The organism is Qipengyuania citrea, assembly GCF_024171405.1.
GTDB lineage: Bacteria > Pseudomonadota > Alphaproteobacteria > Sphingomonadales > Sphingomonadaceae > Qipengyuania > Qipengyuania profunda.
In genome coordinates, this window is the sequence record NZ_JALJZT010000002.1 from 1284177 (window position 1) to 1298149 (window position 13973).

General features: G+C 66.0%; 13 protein-coding genes. 11 read left to right on the plus strand and 2 right to left on the minus strand.

The genetic code is table 11. From position 1 onward, the window contains the following. Window positions 1-6: 6 nt before the first annotated feature. The 6 genes from J2S32_RS07235 (at window position 7) to mmsB (ending at window position 4933) form a co-directional block, all read left to right on the plus strand. Window positions 7-315 (plus strand): I78 family peptidase inhibitor, encoded by a 309-nt coding sequence (locus J2S32_RS07235; protein ID WP_253519464.1) that lies wholly within the window; start codon window positions 7-9, stop codon window positions 313-315. Then, window positions 312-698 (plus strand): RidA family protein, encoded by a 387-nt coding sequence (locus J2S32_RS07240; RefSeq protein ID WP_253519468.1) that lies wholly within the window; start codon window positions 312-314, stop codon window positions 696-698. Before J2S32_RS07235 ends, J2S32_RS07240 begins: the two co-directional genes overlap by 4 nt. 48 nt (window positions 699-746) lie before the next feature. Continuing rightward, window positions 747-1892, plus strand: coding sequence for an acyl-CoA dehydrogenase family protein (locus J2S32_RS07245; RefSeq protein ID WP_253519489.1), 1146 nt, complete (start codon window positions 747-749; stop codon window positions 1890-1892). After that, a complete protein-coding gene (locus J2S32_RS07250) occupies window positions 1889-2947 on the plus strand; it encodes an enoyl-CoA hydratase/isomerase family protein (protein WP_253519492.1) in 1059 nt (352 codons plus the stop codon). Before J2S32_RS07245 ends, J2S32_RS07250 begins: the two co-directional genes overlap by 4 nt. Window positions 2948-3052: 105 nt before the next feature. Then, entirely contained in the window at window positions 3053-3835 is a 783-nt protein-coding gene (locus tag J2S32_RS07255) for an enoyl-CoA hydratase-related protein (protein WP_050600938.1), read from the plus strand. 231 nt (window positions 3836-4066) lie between these two features. After that, window positions 4067-4933 (plus strand): 3-hydroxyisobutyrate dehydrogenase, encoded by an 867-nt coding sequence (gene mmsB, locus J2S32_RS07260; protein WP_253519510.1) that lies wholly within the window; start codon window positions 4067-4069, stop codon window positions 4931-4933. Here the strand turns inward: mmsB and J2S32_RS07265 are convergent. Further along, the gene (locus tag J2S32_RS07265) at window positions 4920-5642 is read right to left on the minus strand and encodes a hypothetical protein (RefSeq protein ID WP_253519514.1); all 723 of its coding nucleotides are present in this window, start codon (window positions 5640-5642) and stop codon (window positions 4920-4922) included. The genes mmsB and J2S32_RS07265 overlap by 14 nt on opposite strands. A 64-nt stretch (window positions 5643-5706) precedes the next feature. On the opposite strand from J2S32_RS07265, the gene J2S32_RS07270 reads away from it, so the two are divergent. Together J2S32_RS07270 and J2S32_RS07275 are read left to right on the plus strand one after the other, a co-directional pair. Continuing rightward, a complete protein-coding gene (locus J2S32_RS07270) occupies window positions 5707-6516 on the plus strand; it encodes an NTP transferase domain-containing protein (protein WP_253519517.1) in 810 nt (269 codons plus the stop codon). Window positions 6517-6532: 16 nt separating this feature from the next. After that, complete coding sequence (locus J2S32_RS07275) at window positions 6533-7801, plus strand: lipopolysaccharide biosynthesis protein (RefSeq protein WP_253519521.1); 1269 nt, start codon at window positions 6533-6535, stop codon at window positions 7799-7801. Here J2S32_RS07275 and J2S32_RS07280 read toward each other — a convergent pair. Next, on the minus strand, window positions 7798-8724 hold the full coding sequence (locus J2S32_RS07280; RefSeq protein ID WP_253519524.1) for a tetratricopeptide repeat protein: 927 nt from the start codon (window positions 8722-8724) through the stop codon (window positions 7798-7800). The two genes, J2S32_RS07275 and J2S32_RS07280, sit on opposite strands and share 4 nt — an antisense overlap. Before the next feature lie 126 nt (window positions 8725-8850). Here J2S32_RS07280 and J2S32_RS07285 point away from each other — a divergent pair, with 126 nt between their 5' ends. From J2S32_RS07285 to J2S32_RS07295, 3 genes are read left to right on the plus strand one after another with little or no spacing between them, the layout of a single operon-like run. Further along, window positions 8851-11301, plus strand: coding sequence for a cyclic nucleotide-binding domain-containing protein (locus J2S32_RS07285; protein WP_253519527.1), 2451 nt, complete (start codon window positions 8851-8853; stop codon window positions 11299-11301). After that, window positions 11301-12197, plus strand: a complete 897-nt coding sequence (locus J2S32_RS07290) for a hypothetical protein (protein ID WP_253519532.1) — start codon at window positions 11301-11303, stop codon at window positions 12195-12197. The genes J2S32_RS07285 and J2S32_RS07290 overlap by 1 nt, the downstream gene beginning before the upstream one ends. 10 nt (window positions 12198-12207) lie before the next feature. Continuing rightward, the gene (locus tag J2S32_RS07295; RefSeq protein WP_253519535.1) at window positions 12208-13971 is read left to right on the plus strand and encodes a cytochrome c3 family protein; all 1764 of its coding nucleotides are present in this window, start codon (window positions 12208-12210) and stop codon (window positions 13969-13971) included. The last annotated feature ends 2 nt before the right edge of the window (window positions 13972-13973 follow it).

Consider the following 13973-nt stretch of genomic DNA (forward strand, 5'->3'; position numbering starts at 1 on the left):
GTTGCCATGCGTACCCTGATCTTCACCGCACTTGCCCTGCCCCTGGCCGCCTGCACCGGCTATTCCGAACCCGCACCCGCACCGCCCGCCCCGCCTCGCGACGCCATGTTCGGGGCCTGCGACGCAGCCCCGGCGCAGGCGCATGTCGGCCGTGAAGCGACCGAGGAAGCAGGCGCCGCGATTCTGGCGGAAAGCGGCGCCGAAGTGCTGCGCTGGGGCCCGCCCAATTCGGCATGGACGATGGATTACCGCACCAACCGGGTAAACGTGCGCTATGACGAAGCACGGCTGATCACCGAGATCACCTGCGGATGACGCGCCGCCGCGCCTTCACCGGCTCCCCGTTCGAAGCGCGGTTCGGCTTCGCCCGCGCGGTGCGTGACGGCAATCGCATCCTCGTCGCCGGGACCGGACCGATCGAAGATGACGGCAGTTCCACCCCGGGCGGCGCCGCGGCCGAGGCCGAACGCTGTTTCGTGCTCATCCTGCGCGCGATCGAGGAACTGGGCGGAAGCGCGAAGGATGTTGTGCGCACGCGGATGCTGCTGACCGATCCGGCCGATCAGGAAGCGGTCGGCGAAGTCCACGCGCGGTTCTTCGGCGAGGCCCCGCCCACCGCAACGATGGCAGGTGTGGCATGGCTCTGCCGACCGGAATGGAAAGTCGAAATCGAGGCCGAAGCAATCATCGAAGGCTGACCGCAGCAGCCCTTTTCACGCCCCCTCACCACCGCTAGGTCACCCGCCATGACAGGACAATTCCAGCTTACCGAAGAGCAGCTCGCGATACAGGAAGTGGCGCAGCGCTTCACTGCCGACAACATCACTCCGCATGCCGGCGAATGGGACCAGACGTCGCATTTCCCGGTCGATGTGATCAAGCAGAGCGCGGAGCTCGGCTTCGGCGCAATCTATGTGTCCGAGGAAGCCGGCGGTATCGGCCTGGGGCGTCTCGAAGCGGCGCTGATCATGGAGGCCATGGCCTATGGCTGCCCTGCGACCAGCTCGTTCATCTCGATCCACAACATGGCCGCCTGGATGATCGACCGTTTCGGGGGCGAGGAACTGAAAGGCCGCTACCTGCCCGAGCTCGTCACCATGGACACGATCGCCAGCTATGCACTGACCGAACCTGGCAGCGGATCCGACGCAGCGGGGCTCAAGACCAGCGCCAGGCTCGATGGCGATCACTACGTGCTCAACGGCACCAAGCAGTTCATCTCGGGTGCGGGCTTCAACGACGTCTATGTCACCATGGTTCGCACGGGCGAGCACAAGACCAAGGGCATCACCTGCCTGGTGATCGACAAGGACACCCCCGGCGTGTCCTTCGGCAAGCCGGAGAAGAAGCTCGGCTGGAATGCCAGCCCGACCGCGCAGCTGATCTTCGAGGATGCACGGGTGCCCGTCGCCAACCGCGTCGGCCCCGAAGGCGACGGCTTCCGCTATGCCATGATGGGGCTCGACGGCGGCCGCCTGAACATCGGCGCCTGCTCGCTCGGCGGGGCGCAGCGCTGTCTCGACGAGGCGGTGAAGTACACCAAGGAACGCCAGCAGTTCGGCCAGGCGATCGCCGATTTCCAGAACACGCAGTTCATGCTCGCCGACATGGCGACCGAATTGGAAGCGGCGCGCGCGCTGCTCTATCTCGCGGCCGCGAAGGTCACCGACAACGCGCCCGACAAGAGCAAGTTCTCCGCCATGGCCAAGCGGCTGGCGACCGATAGCGGCAGCAATGTCGTCAACAATGCGCTGCAATTGTTCGGCGGCTATGGCTATCTGAAAGAATACCCCATCGAACGCTTCTGGCGCGATCTGCGCGTCCATTCGATCCTCGAAGGCACCAACCAGGTCATGCGCATGATCGTGGGCCGGGAGATGCTGCGCCAATGACCGAAACCGTCGACATTCACACCCACACCCATGGCCGCACCGGCCATCTCTCGCTCAACCGCCCCAAGGCGCTGCATGCGCTGACGCTCGACATGTGCCATGCGATGAGCGCGGCGCTCGCCGATTGGGCGGGCGACGACGGCGTCGAGGCCGTCATCCTCGACCATGCCGAGGGGCGCGGCTTCTGCGCGGGGGGCGACATCAATCTGCTGCGCCATTCCGCGCTCAACGATGGCGGGAAAAGCGGCCGCGAGTTCTTCCACGACGAATACCGGCTCAACCACCAGATGTTCGAATACGGCAAGCCGATCGTGGCCTTCATGGACGGCATCACCATGGGCGGCGGCGTCGGTATCGCGCTGCCGTGCAAATATCGCGTCGCGACCGAGAACACGCGCTTTGCCATGCCCGAAAGCGGCATCGGCCTGTTCCCCGATGTGGGCGGCGGCTGGCACCTGTCGCGGCTGGGCGGGCGCTTGGGCCAGTTCCTCGCGCTGACCGGTGCGCGGCTCGACGGTGCGGAATGCGTCTGGGCGGGTATCGCCACGCATTACCTGCCGGCTGAGAAACTCGCCGAAGCCAAGGCGCGGATTATCGAGCATCCCGACCGGATCGGCGGGATCCTGTCCGAACTTTCCACCACCGCGCCGCCCGCACGGCTGGAAGAGAATGCCGCGCTGATCAAGAAGCACTTTGCCTCGGATCGCTATGAGGACATCCTCGCCAGCCTCGAGGCAGACGACAGCGAATGGGCGGCGAAGGAACTCGCCACGCTGCGCGGCAAGAGCCCGCAGACCTGCAAGGTCGCGCTGCGCCAGCTGAGCGAGAGCGAACAGCTCGGCAGCTTCGCCGACAACATGCGCATGGAATATCGCATCGCCAGCCGCGTGCTGACCCGGCCCGATTTCGCCGAGGGCGTGCGCGCGGTGATCGTCGACAAGACGAACGACCCGAAGTGGAACCCCGCAACCCCCGAGGACGTAAGCGAAGAACTGATCGACAGCATCTTCGCCCCGCTTCCCGAGGGCGAGGAATGGACGCCGCTCGAACGGTGATATTCGTCGCCCCTGCGCAGGCAGGGGCCCATACGCCGTTGCGGTTCCGCGCGGCCGACAAGTCATCTAGGCTCCTGCCTTCGCAGGAGAGACGTGGAGAGAACATTGGCTTACGAAACCATCACCGTCGAACAGCGGGACGCGGTCACGCTGATCACGCTCAACCGTCCCAAGGCGCTCAATGCGCTCAACAGCACGATCCTGAAGGAATTGACCGAGGCCTTCGCCGCCTATGAAGCGGACAAGAGCCAGCTTTGTGCAGTCCTGACCGGTTCGGGCGACAAGGCTTTCGCCGCGGGCGCGGACATCAAGGAAATGAGCGAGAAGGCCGCGGCCGATTTCTACCTCGAGGATTTCTTCAGCCCCTGGACCAGCGAGATCGTCAAGAAGACGCGCAAGCCGTGGATCGCGGCGGTCAATGGCTTCGCGCTGGGTGGCGGCTGCGAGCTCGCCATGATGGCCGATTTCATCATCGCGAGCGAAAACGCCAAGTTCGGCCAGCCCGAGATCAAGCTGGGCGTTGCGCCGGGCATGGGCGGATCGCAGCGCCTGACCAGGGCGGTCGGCAAGTCGAAGGCGATGGAGATGTGCCTCACCGGCCGGATGATGGACGCCGCGGAAGCCGAGCGCAGCAATCTGGTCGCGCGCGTCGTGCCGCATGACACGCTGCTCGACGAAGCGCTGAAGACCGCCGCGCAGATCGCCAGCATGCCGCCGATGGCGGCGATCGCAAACAAGGAAATGGTCAATGCGGCCTTCGAAACCAGCCTCGACCAGGGCCTGATCATCGAACGCCGTATCTTCCAGATCCTCGCTGCGAGCGAGGACAAGGCCGAAGGCATGGCCGCCTTTGTCGAGAAGCGCGAAGGCAAGTGGAAGGGGCGGTAAGCCACTGGTGCGAAAGCACCGCTTTCCTACGCCCCCGCGAAACTGTTAAGCCCGTTTCCGGCGGGGCGGTTGCCACCTGGACCGGGGGGGGCGTCATATTGGCAAAGCTGTCGCCTTCGCCCCAAAAATCTACCAGAATTCAGCATCTTGCGATGTTGGATTGGGGCGACACACTGTCGCCTTTGTCGCCCGAATGTCGCCAGGGGACAGCAATTTGCGAGAGGATAGATCATGAAAATCGCCTTTATCGGCCTCGGCAATATGGGTGGCGGGATGGCCGCCAACCTCGTCAAGGCGGGGCATGCCGTGAACGCCTTCGACCTTTCGGAAGGAGCACTCGCGACAGCTAAGGACAACGGCTGCACGCCCTTCACCGACGCTTCCGAGGCCGTACAAGGCGTCGATGCGGTGGTTTCAATGCTGCCCAATGGCGGGATCGTGAAGTCGGTTTACGAAAGCAGCGTGATCGGCAAGGCGCCCGCAGGCGCGGTGCTGCTCGACTGCTCGACCATCGATGTCGCCACCGCGAAGGAGGTCATCGCCAAGGCCGAAGCCGCCGGTTACGACATGGTCGATGCGCCGGTTTCGGGCGGCATCGCTGCGGCGAATGGCGGCACGCTGACCTTCATGGTCGGCGGCACCGAAACGGCGTTCAAGCGCGCCGAAGAGGTGCTCAACGCGATGGGCAAGGCGGTGATCCACGCGGGCGATGCAGGCGCGGGCCAGACCGCCAAGATCTGCAACAACATGCTGCTCGCCATCTCGATGATCGGCACCGCCGAGGCAATGAAGATGGCCGAGAAGCTCGGGCTCGATCCGCAGAAATTCTACGAGATCAGTTCGCAGTCCTCGGGCTATTGCTGGTCGCTCAATGCCTACACCCCCCTGCCCGGCGTCGGCGTCGAAAGCCCGGCGGACAAGGACTACCAGGGCGGCTTCGCCACCGGACTGATGCTCAAGGATCTCAAGCTGGCGATGGAAGCGGCCGAGACCGCCGATGCCTCGACCCCGTTGGGTCGCCACGCGAAGGAGCTTTACGAGCAATTCGCCGAGGATAATGCCGGGCTCGATTTCAGCGCGATCATCAAGACGCTCTGATCTCTTCCAGCACCCGCGCGAGCCATTCGCGCGGGGCATTGCGGCGGCCGATATCGGCAACGAATTCCTGCCCGCGCGCAACGCTCTTGAGCCGACCGCCGCGCAGCCAGCGGTCGGCGCGGTCGTGATAGCTCAGCCCGCCGCGCTTCAACCACGCCGGGCGCGACCATAGCGATGGTGGGCCTTCGGGCGCCGTCAGCCGCAGCGCATTGCTCGCCCGCCGGGCTTCCACGCCGGGCCCCGCATAGATCACGTCGTTGCGCGCATGAAGCGCCAGCGCATGCGGATGGCCGCGCGCGACCAGATAGTCGGGTGCACCCTGCGCAAGATGGGTGATTTCGGCCACTTCGAGATAGCCGAATATCCGGTGGTGGAGATCGCCGCGATCCTCGCGGAACAGGCCGAAGAACAGGAACACATCCCCCGGCCCCACACCCCGGTTCGCCAGATGGGTCTGCGCCGCGCCGCACTGGCCGAACAGGCAGGTCCCATCGGCGAGGAACATCGGGTCGTGGTGGCACAATGTCTTTGCATCGACACGCCCGCGGCTGGCCCGCGCTGCCAATTCGCCCAGCCCGAGATCGCCATAGCTGGTGCGCGAGGCGGTGCCCGCAGGGATCGGCAAGCTGACCGGTCGCCCGCCCACGATTGGCGACGGTCCGCCGCCCGAAGCGCTGTCGAACCCCTTGCGGGAGAAGATAATTCGCACGCCATCCCCGTGCCTTAAGCGCGCGGCAGTGACAACCGCGCCGTTCGGCCCTATTTGCGCGCCCATGACACACGACAACAATGGCAAGGTCACCGCGCTGATCATGGCGGGCAAGCGTTCGGGCGTGCTCGATCCACTCGCCGAGCGCGCCAATGTGGCCCAGAAATGCGTCGTTCCCGTCGGCGGCATGCCGATGGTCGAGCGCGTGGTGATGAATGTCGCCGCGAGCCCGCGCATCGGCGAAATCCGCGTGGTGGCGCATGAGGTTGACGAGATCGCCGCCATTCCCTCGATCGCCAAGCTCCAGGCCGAAGGCCGGCTGGTGTTCAAACCGGGCGCGTTCAATCTCGTCGACAGCGTCTTTGCCGGGGCCGAGGGTGCGGACTATCCGATCCTCATCACCACTGCCGACAACTGCCTGTGGCTGCCCGAGGACTTTACCGAATTCGCCGACAAGGCAATCGCCAGCGGTGCGGGCGCTGCGGCTGCGCTGGCGCACAAGGAAGACGTGCAGGCCGCAGACCCCGAAGGGCAGAAGAAGTTCTACGAATTTTCCGATGGCGGCTATTCGAATTGCAATGCCTATTGGATCGGCACCCCGCAGGCGCTCGCGGCGGCCGAGATCATGCGCGGCGGCGGGCAGTTCGTGAAGTTCCCGAAGCGCATCGCCAAGGCTTTCGGCGTGATCAATCTGATCCGCTTCTTCCTCGGCTGGGGCACCAAGGAAAAGCTCTTCGCGCAGGTTTCGCGCCGGTTCGGCTTCGCCATGGTGCCGATCGAAATGAGCCACGGGCACTGCGCCATCGATGTCGACAACGAGCGGACGTTCCAGGTCACCGAAAAGCTGCTGACCAAGCGGCTCGCCACTATCTGACGCTGTCGGCCGGACGATGCATCGCCTGCTCCGCAATATCGGTTGGTTGCTGACCGGGCGCGGCCTCAACGCCGTTTTGAGCATCATCTACCTGGCGCTCGCCACGCGGACGCTGGGGCTCGACCATTTCGGCTATTTCGCGATCATCCTCGCGCTGGGACAGACGGTCACCGGGCTGGCCAATTTCCAGACCTGGCAATTCGTCGTGCGCTGGGGCGCGGACGAGGACGGGCCCGCCGATGCGACCGGCTTCGCGATTGCGCTCGACCTGCTGTCGGTTGCACTGGGCCTCGTGCTGGCAGCCGCGCTGGTGGGGAGCGCACCGCTCTGGCTGCCGCTGCCCGACGAGCTGTTACCGGTGGCCTTCGGCTATTGCGTGATCTCGCTGCTCGCGATCCGCACCACCCCCACCGGCCTGCTGCGGCTGCGCTTCGCCTATGCACGCACCACCGCGGCCGAAGCGGTGCAGCCGGTGGTGCGCGCGGCGGGCGCGGCAGCTGCCGCAATCGCCATGCCGACCGTGACCGGCTTTATCCTCGCCTGGGCCGCCGCAGAAATCGCGGTGGCCGTATCCTTGTGGATCGCGGCCGGCCGGCTCGAGCGGATCAACTTCTCGCGCATCAGCCTGCGTCATATTCCGCGCGCGCATCCGGGTGCCTGGCGCTTCGTCTGGTCGACCAATATGTCGGGCAGCCTCAATGTCGGCGCCAAGCAGGTGCTGATCCTGCTGGTCGGCGCAATCGGCGGCGAAACCGCAGCAGGCGGGTACCGCGTTGCCAGCCAGCTGGGACAAGCGCTCGTCAGCCTCGCGCAGACGGTCTCCAAGGCGATCTATCCCGAACTGGTCCATGCCCGGGAAACGGCGCATGACATGGCCCGGCGGATGGCCAATATCGCGCTGATCGCCGGGGTGCTGGCGGTGCTGGTAACGCTGTTCTTCGGCCGCACCGCGCTGGTCCTGATCGCGGGGCCCGAATTCCGCGTGTTCTGGACCATGGTGATCCTTGCCATCGCCGGCGCGATCGAACTCGTCGGGGCCAGTCTCGAATCGCTGCTGGTCAGCGCGGGCCGGGCAGGCACCGCCTTCCTGATCCGCGCAATTCCCACGATCATCGGCCTGGCGCTGCTCGAAGTGGCGATGGGCTGGAACGGGCTGAAGGGCGCTGCCTTCACCGTCATGGGCGCATCCGCGCTGTCGGTGCTCGGCTTCTGGGTCGCGATCATCTCGCTGGCGCAGATCACGATCACCGTGAAGCCCGCACCCGAGCTGCCGCCCAAGGGTTAGCGAATTCCGAGCGCTTCCGCTTCGGCGCGCAGCCTTGCGGCGGCGGAGGGATTGGCCGCGACCGCATCGCTCAGCGCCTTGCGCGCGCGATCAGGCTGACCCAGCGTGGTGCGCGACCGCATCAGCATCACCCACCCGTCGAGGTTCGACGGATCGGCGACCAGCTTCTGTTCGAGGCTGGCGACCATGCCTTCGGCCATCTGGCGCTGCTCGCCCGGGGGCATTTGCGAAGCGGCGGCGAGCTGTGCCGCGTTCGGCCCGGGAATCGCGCCGGTCGCGGTCAGCCCCGCGCCTGTCGCTGCGGGGACTGACCGCGCAGCCTGCGCGCGTTCGAGCCGCGGAGCGACCTCGAGCTTGTTGATCGTCGCCACCTGCTCGATCGTCCGCGCCAGATCGGCTTCCCACGGCGCGCCCGGCGGCGTGTCTTCGAGCAGGGCGAGCCACGCGGCAATCGCGCCTTCGTGGTCGCCATCGAGATCGCGCTTCACGGCAAGGAAATAGCGCGCCCGCGGATCTGCCGGATCGAGCGCGATTGCGCGGCGGAAAGCGGCGAGCGCTTCGGGCGGCAGCGGATCGCGCTTGCTGTCCATCACCAGCGCTTCACCGTATGCCGACCACAGTACTGCAGTGTCGGGTTCGAGCGCAGTGGCTTCGCGGTAGGCCGTGGCCGCCGCGCCGAATTCACCGCGTCCATAGCGGGTGAAACCCAATTCCTGCCATGCCGCGGCATCGCCGGGTTCTTCGGCAACGCGCGCCTCGAGCGCTTCGAGCGCTTCGAGCGGTGTGGCCGCAGGCGATTCGTCCGTATCGGCATCAGCCCCGTCGAGCGCGCGGTAGCCAACCGCTGCGAGGATGGCTGCCAGCGCCAGGCCGAACAGCAGCACACCCCCTGTCACGCGGTTGCCGGTCTTTTTCTCGCCCATCACGTCCCCCTTGCCCGCTGGCTATCGCGGCTGGGCCCGACAAGCAATTGCCACCGCTTGAGTTTTGCCTATGATGCCGCCTCATAACAAAATACGGGTTCGCAAGCCTCCGGGGGGGATTGCGGTTTGGGCGATAGAGTTCGTGTAGCGATTGTAGGCTCCGGCCCCGCCGGGCTGAGCGCGGCTGCGCATGCGGCAGAACGCGGCATGAGCCATGTGCTGCTCGAAAAGACCGACCATCTTTCCGATACCATCTACAAATACCAGAAGGGCAAGCACGTCATGGCGACGCCCAGCAATCTGGTGCTGCGCAGCGATCTGGATTTCGATGCCGGCAAGCGCGAGGTGATCCTCGACACCTGGGACCGGCAGGTGGCGGACCGCCAGGTCACAGTGCGCACCAATGCCGATGTCACCGGCATTTCGGGACAGGCGGGCGCGTTCACGCTGGCCTTGCAGGACGGTTCGACGGTCGAGGCCGAAGCGGTGGTGCTGGCGATCGGGACGCAGGGCAATCCCAATTTGCTCCGGCTGCCGGGCGGCGACCTGCCGCACGTCCAGTACCAGCTTGATGATCCCACAGAATATGTCGACGAGCACATCACCGTGATCGGATCGGGCGATGCGGGGATCGAGAACGCGCTCGGCCTCGCCGCCGACGAGGCGCAGGGCAATGTCGTCACGATCCTCAACCGCCGCGCCGATTTCGCACGCGCCAAGGGCGCCAACGTCAAGCTGCTCGAAGAGGGCGAGGCCGACGGGCGCATCTCGGTACGCCGCGAAACCAGTCCGCTGGAGGTCCGCGCGGGCGAAATCATCCTCGAAACGCGCGACGGACAGGAAACCATACGCTGCGACCGGATCATTGCGCGCACCGGCTCGCAGCCACCGCGCGCCTTCGTCGAAGGATGCGGCGTCGAGTTTGCGAGCGAGGACCGCACTGCCTTTCCCAAGCTGACCCCCAGCTTCGAGACCACGCAGCCGGGCATCCATGTGATCGGCGCGCTGGCGGGCTATCCGCTGATCAAGCACTGTATGAACCAGGGCTATGACGTCATCGAATTCCTTGATGGCAACACCGATCTCAAACCGGCCGACGAACCGATCCTGGCCGAGAAATTCGCCGCGCTGCCGGGCGGCCGCTCGGTCGACGACTGGCTCGAGGCGTTCCGCTCACAGGTCGTCATCCTGCAGGAGCTGAGCCCGCTGCAGATGCGCGAGCTGATGCTCAACAGCCGGGTCCATGCCTATGACCGCGGCGAAGTGATCTTCACCCGCAACGAGCCGGGTTCGTCGATGTTCGCGATTGCCGAGGGATCGGTGCTGGTCGAGGTCAATCCCGAGGACAGTTCGGTCACCGTGCCGATCGAAACCGGCTCGATCTTTGGCGAGGTCGGGCTGATTTCGGGCCGCAAGCGCGGGTCCACCATCCGCGCTGCAGAACCCACGGTGGTGGTCGAATTCTCGCGCCTTGCCGCGCTCAAGCTGCTGGCCACTGCGCCCTCGGCCAACCGTGCGGTCAACCGCATCTCGATCGAGCGGCAGGTGCTGCAGATCTTCGGTGCTGGCCTGACCCCGGCCGACATCGCCGAACTGGTCGAGGCCGCCGAAGTGGTCTCGGTCCCCGCGGGCGAAGTGGTGGTGGAAGAAGGCGCCGACGACAAGGACATCTATATCGTCCGCGTCGGATCGATGGTGGTGGAGAAGGACCTCGGCGGCAAGCCGGTCTTCCTCTCCTACCTTCCTGCCGGCTCCTATTTCGGCGAAATGGCAGTAATCGACGGGTCGAAACGCTCCGCCAGCGTCCGCGCGGCGATCAAGAGCGAGGTGATCCGCTTCCCGGGCGAGATGTTCAACGCATTGCTCGACGCCAAGCCCGATATCCGCACCCGTGCGCTCAAGGACATGGCGGCGCGGCGCGAGATCAACGACTTCGTCGAAAGCCGCAAGGCGAGCTTCGGCGGCGCGGTCGACATGTATTCGCAGACCGCGCAATTCCTCGTCGAGAACGGGCTTGGCGAGGCAACCGACGTGCTGCTGATCGACGAGAAGCTGTGCGTCGGCTGCGACAATTGCGAGAAGGCCTGCGCCGACAGCCATGACGGCCTCAGCCGGCTCGACCGCGAGGCGGGGCGGACCTATGCGCATCTGCACGTGCCGACCTCGTGCCGGCATTGCGAGCATCCGCACTGCATGGCCGACTGCCCGCCCAATGCGATCAAGCGCGGTTCCGATGGCGAGGTGGTGATCGACGAGACCTGCATCGGCTGCGGCAATTGCCAGCGCAACTGCCCCTATGGCGTGATCCGGATGGATGCCAAGCCGCCGCCCAAGCCCGGCCTGCTCAGCTGGCTGCTGTTCGGCGCGGGGCCCGGCCCCGGCGAAGCCAGCTATGCATGGCGCACGCGCAAGGCCGCCGAAGTGGGCGAGACCGCCAAGCTGGCGATCAAATGCGACATGTGCAGCGGGATCGAGGGCGGTCCCGCCTGCGTGCGCGCCTGCCCGACCGGCGCGGCGATCCGCGTGAGCCCCGAACGCTTCCTCACCGTCGCACGGCTCGAAGAAGGGGCCGACTGATGGCAACCGTCTCCTCCAGCGACGATGCCACGGGCCATGCCGAGATCGAGCAGCGCCGCTCGGCCAATCACGAAAGCTTCCTCGCCCACCGCGCCTATTACTGGGCCCGGGTGGCGGCCTTCCTCGGGCTCTTCGTGGTGCTCACCTATGTCCTGATCGACGTCGATCCGCGGCACAATGGCGGGAGCTGGTACGGATATACGCTGGGCACACTGGGCGCGGGGCTGATCATCTGGCTGGCGTGGCTGGGCATTCGCAAGCGCCGCCCGACGCCGGGCAGCTGGAGCCTCAAGGCGTGGACCAGCGCGCATGTCTATCTCGGCCTGTCGCTGGTGATCATCGGAACGCTGCACACCGGCTTCCAGCTTGGGTGGAACGTCCATACGCTGGCCTGGGTGCTGATGATGCTGGTGATCATCTCGGGTGCCTATGGCATCGCGGTCTATGCCTCACTGCCGCAGGCCCTGTCCGAAAACCGCCGCGAGATGACGCGCGAGCAGATGATCGAAAGCCTCGCGGCGATCGATAAGCAGCTCGAGGCCGCTGCTCAGCCGCTGTCGCGCGACGATGCCGACCGGGTGATCGCCGCACTCGAACAGGATGTCTTCTCTTCCGGGATCGCCGCACGGTTCCGCGGATCCAGCCGCCGCGATGCGACCCGCGCGGCGCTGCAGCATATCTCGACCGGGCGCGCCTATGATGACGACCTGCATGACCTCGCGCAGCAGAAGGTCCGCTCGCTGCTCGGCAAGCGCGCCGCACAGATCGACCAGATCCGCCGCCAGATGCAGACCAAGGCGCTGCTCCAGATCTGGCTCTATGTGCATGTGCCGCTGACCATCGCGCTGCTCGCGGCCCTGACGGCGCATGTCGTCAGCGTGTTCTATTATTGGTGACGGGCGGATCATGACATTCCTCATCCGCACCATCGACCTCACCGCCACCGGGCGTGAAATCGTGCGCGACCGCGTTGTCGAAGGCGACACGCTGGCAATCGGCCGCGCAACGACCAACGATGTCGTGGTGGCCGACCTTGCGGTCGAACAGCACCATGTCTCGGTCACCCGCACCGACCGCGGCCATTTGGCGATCGAGGCCGCGGGCAGCCGCGATTTCACTTTCGACGGGCACAAGCGCAAATCGGTGAGCATCGACCCGGCGGCGGGCGGTGCGCTGACGCTCGGCCTCTATACGCTGACCTTCGGGCTAGAGGCGGACGGGCGCACGCTGGTCACGGTGACGCAGGAAGAGCGCGAGTTCGGGAATCGCGATGCGGTGCGCGGCTTCGATCTTGCCAGCGTCATGCCGAGCAAGCGCGCGGCTGCGTGGATCGGCGTGCTGGTGATCCTCATCGCCTTCCTCGCCGTGCCGATCTGGACCAATCTCGCACGCGCGGACAAGCAGCCCGGCGCGCATGGCGTGGACCAGGTGGCATGGGACGACAGCTGGAGCACGGGCAAGCTGAGCCTCGCGCACCATTCGCTCGAGAACAATTGCGAGGCCTGCCACGTCGAACCCTTCGTCTCGGTCCGCGACGAGACCTGCCTGTCGTGCCACGAAAATATCGGCGGCCATGCCGAGATGGACCGGCTCGCTGCCTCACGCGGGCCGATGGGTACGGGCGAAGCGCTGCTATGGGACGTCGCCGGGGTCTTCGGCAAGGAAGGCCCCGAAGCCTGCACCACTTGCCATACCGAGCATGAAGGCGCCGGGCGGATGGAGCCTGCGGCGCAGCAATTCTGCTCGAGCTGCCACGAGGCGATGGACACGCGGCTAAGCGACACCGCGCTCGGCAATGCGCATGATTTCGGCACGGACCACCCCGAACTGCAGGCGCTGGTGTTCACCGAGGCCGGCAGCGATCGCACCGCGCGCGTAACGCTCGACGGCAAGGCGCGCGAAAACAGCGGGCTGCGCTTCCCGCATGACATGCATCTCTCGGAGACCAATGGCGTCGCGCGGATGGCGGGGACGCTGCCCGATTATGGCGAAGCGCTGGTCTGTGCCGATTGCCACCGCCCGACCGCCGACCGCATCGGCTTCCTGCCGGTGGAAATGGAAAGCGATTGCGAAAGCTGCCACAGCCTCGTTTACGACAAGGTCGGCACGACCTTCCGGTCCCTGCGCCATGGCGATGTGGCGCAGATGCGCGCCGACCTGGTCGCGATGGACCGCGCCCCGCGCGAACCGATCACCAGCGGGCTGAGGCGCCCGGGCGAGTTCAAGCGCGGCGGCCGCTATTTCCAGGATTTCGGTGCGCCTGCGCGCAACTATCTCGGCGTCGCCCGGGCGCTGTCCGAGGATGGCGTCTGCGGCGAATGTCACATCCCCACCACGGTCGACGGGCAGCCGAGCGTGGTGCCGGTGTTCCAGCGCAGCCATTATTTCCTCAATGGCCGGTTCGATCACAAGGCGCATGAGCAGGAGGAATGCAGCAGCTGCCACGCCGCCGACACCTCCGCCAGCGCTACCGACCTGCTGCTGCCGACGCTGAACAGTTGCCGCGAATGCCACCAGGGGGCCGACGCGGTGACGGCGGATGTGCCGTCGACCTGCGCCATGTGCCACAGCTATCACCCGCCGACCTTCCAGCGCCGCGAGGACGGCCCGCAAAGCCCGGTGCCCGATCGGGTGGCCCGCCTGTCGCGGCAGCGCGAGGGCAGCGAATGAGG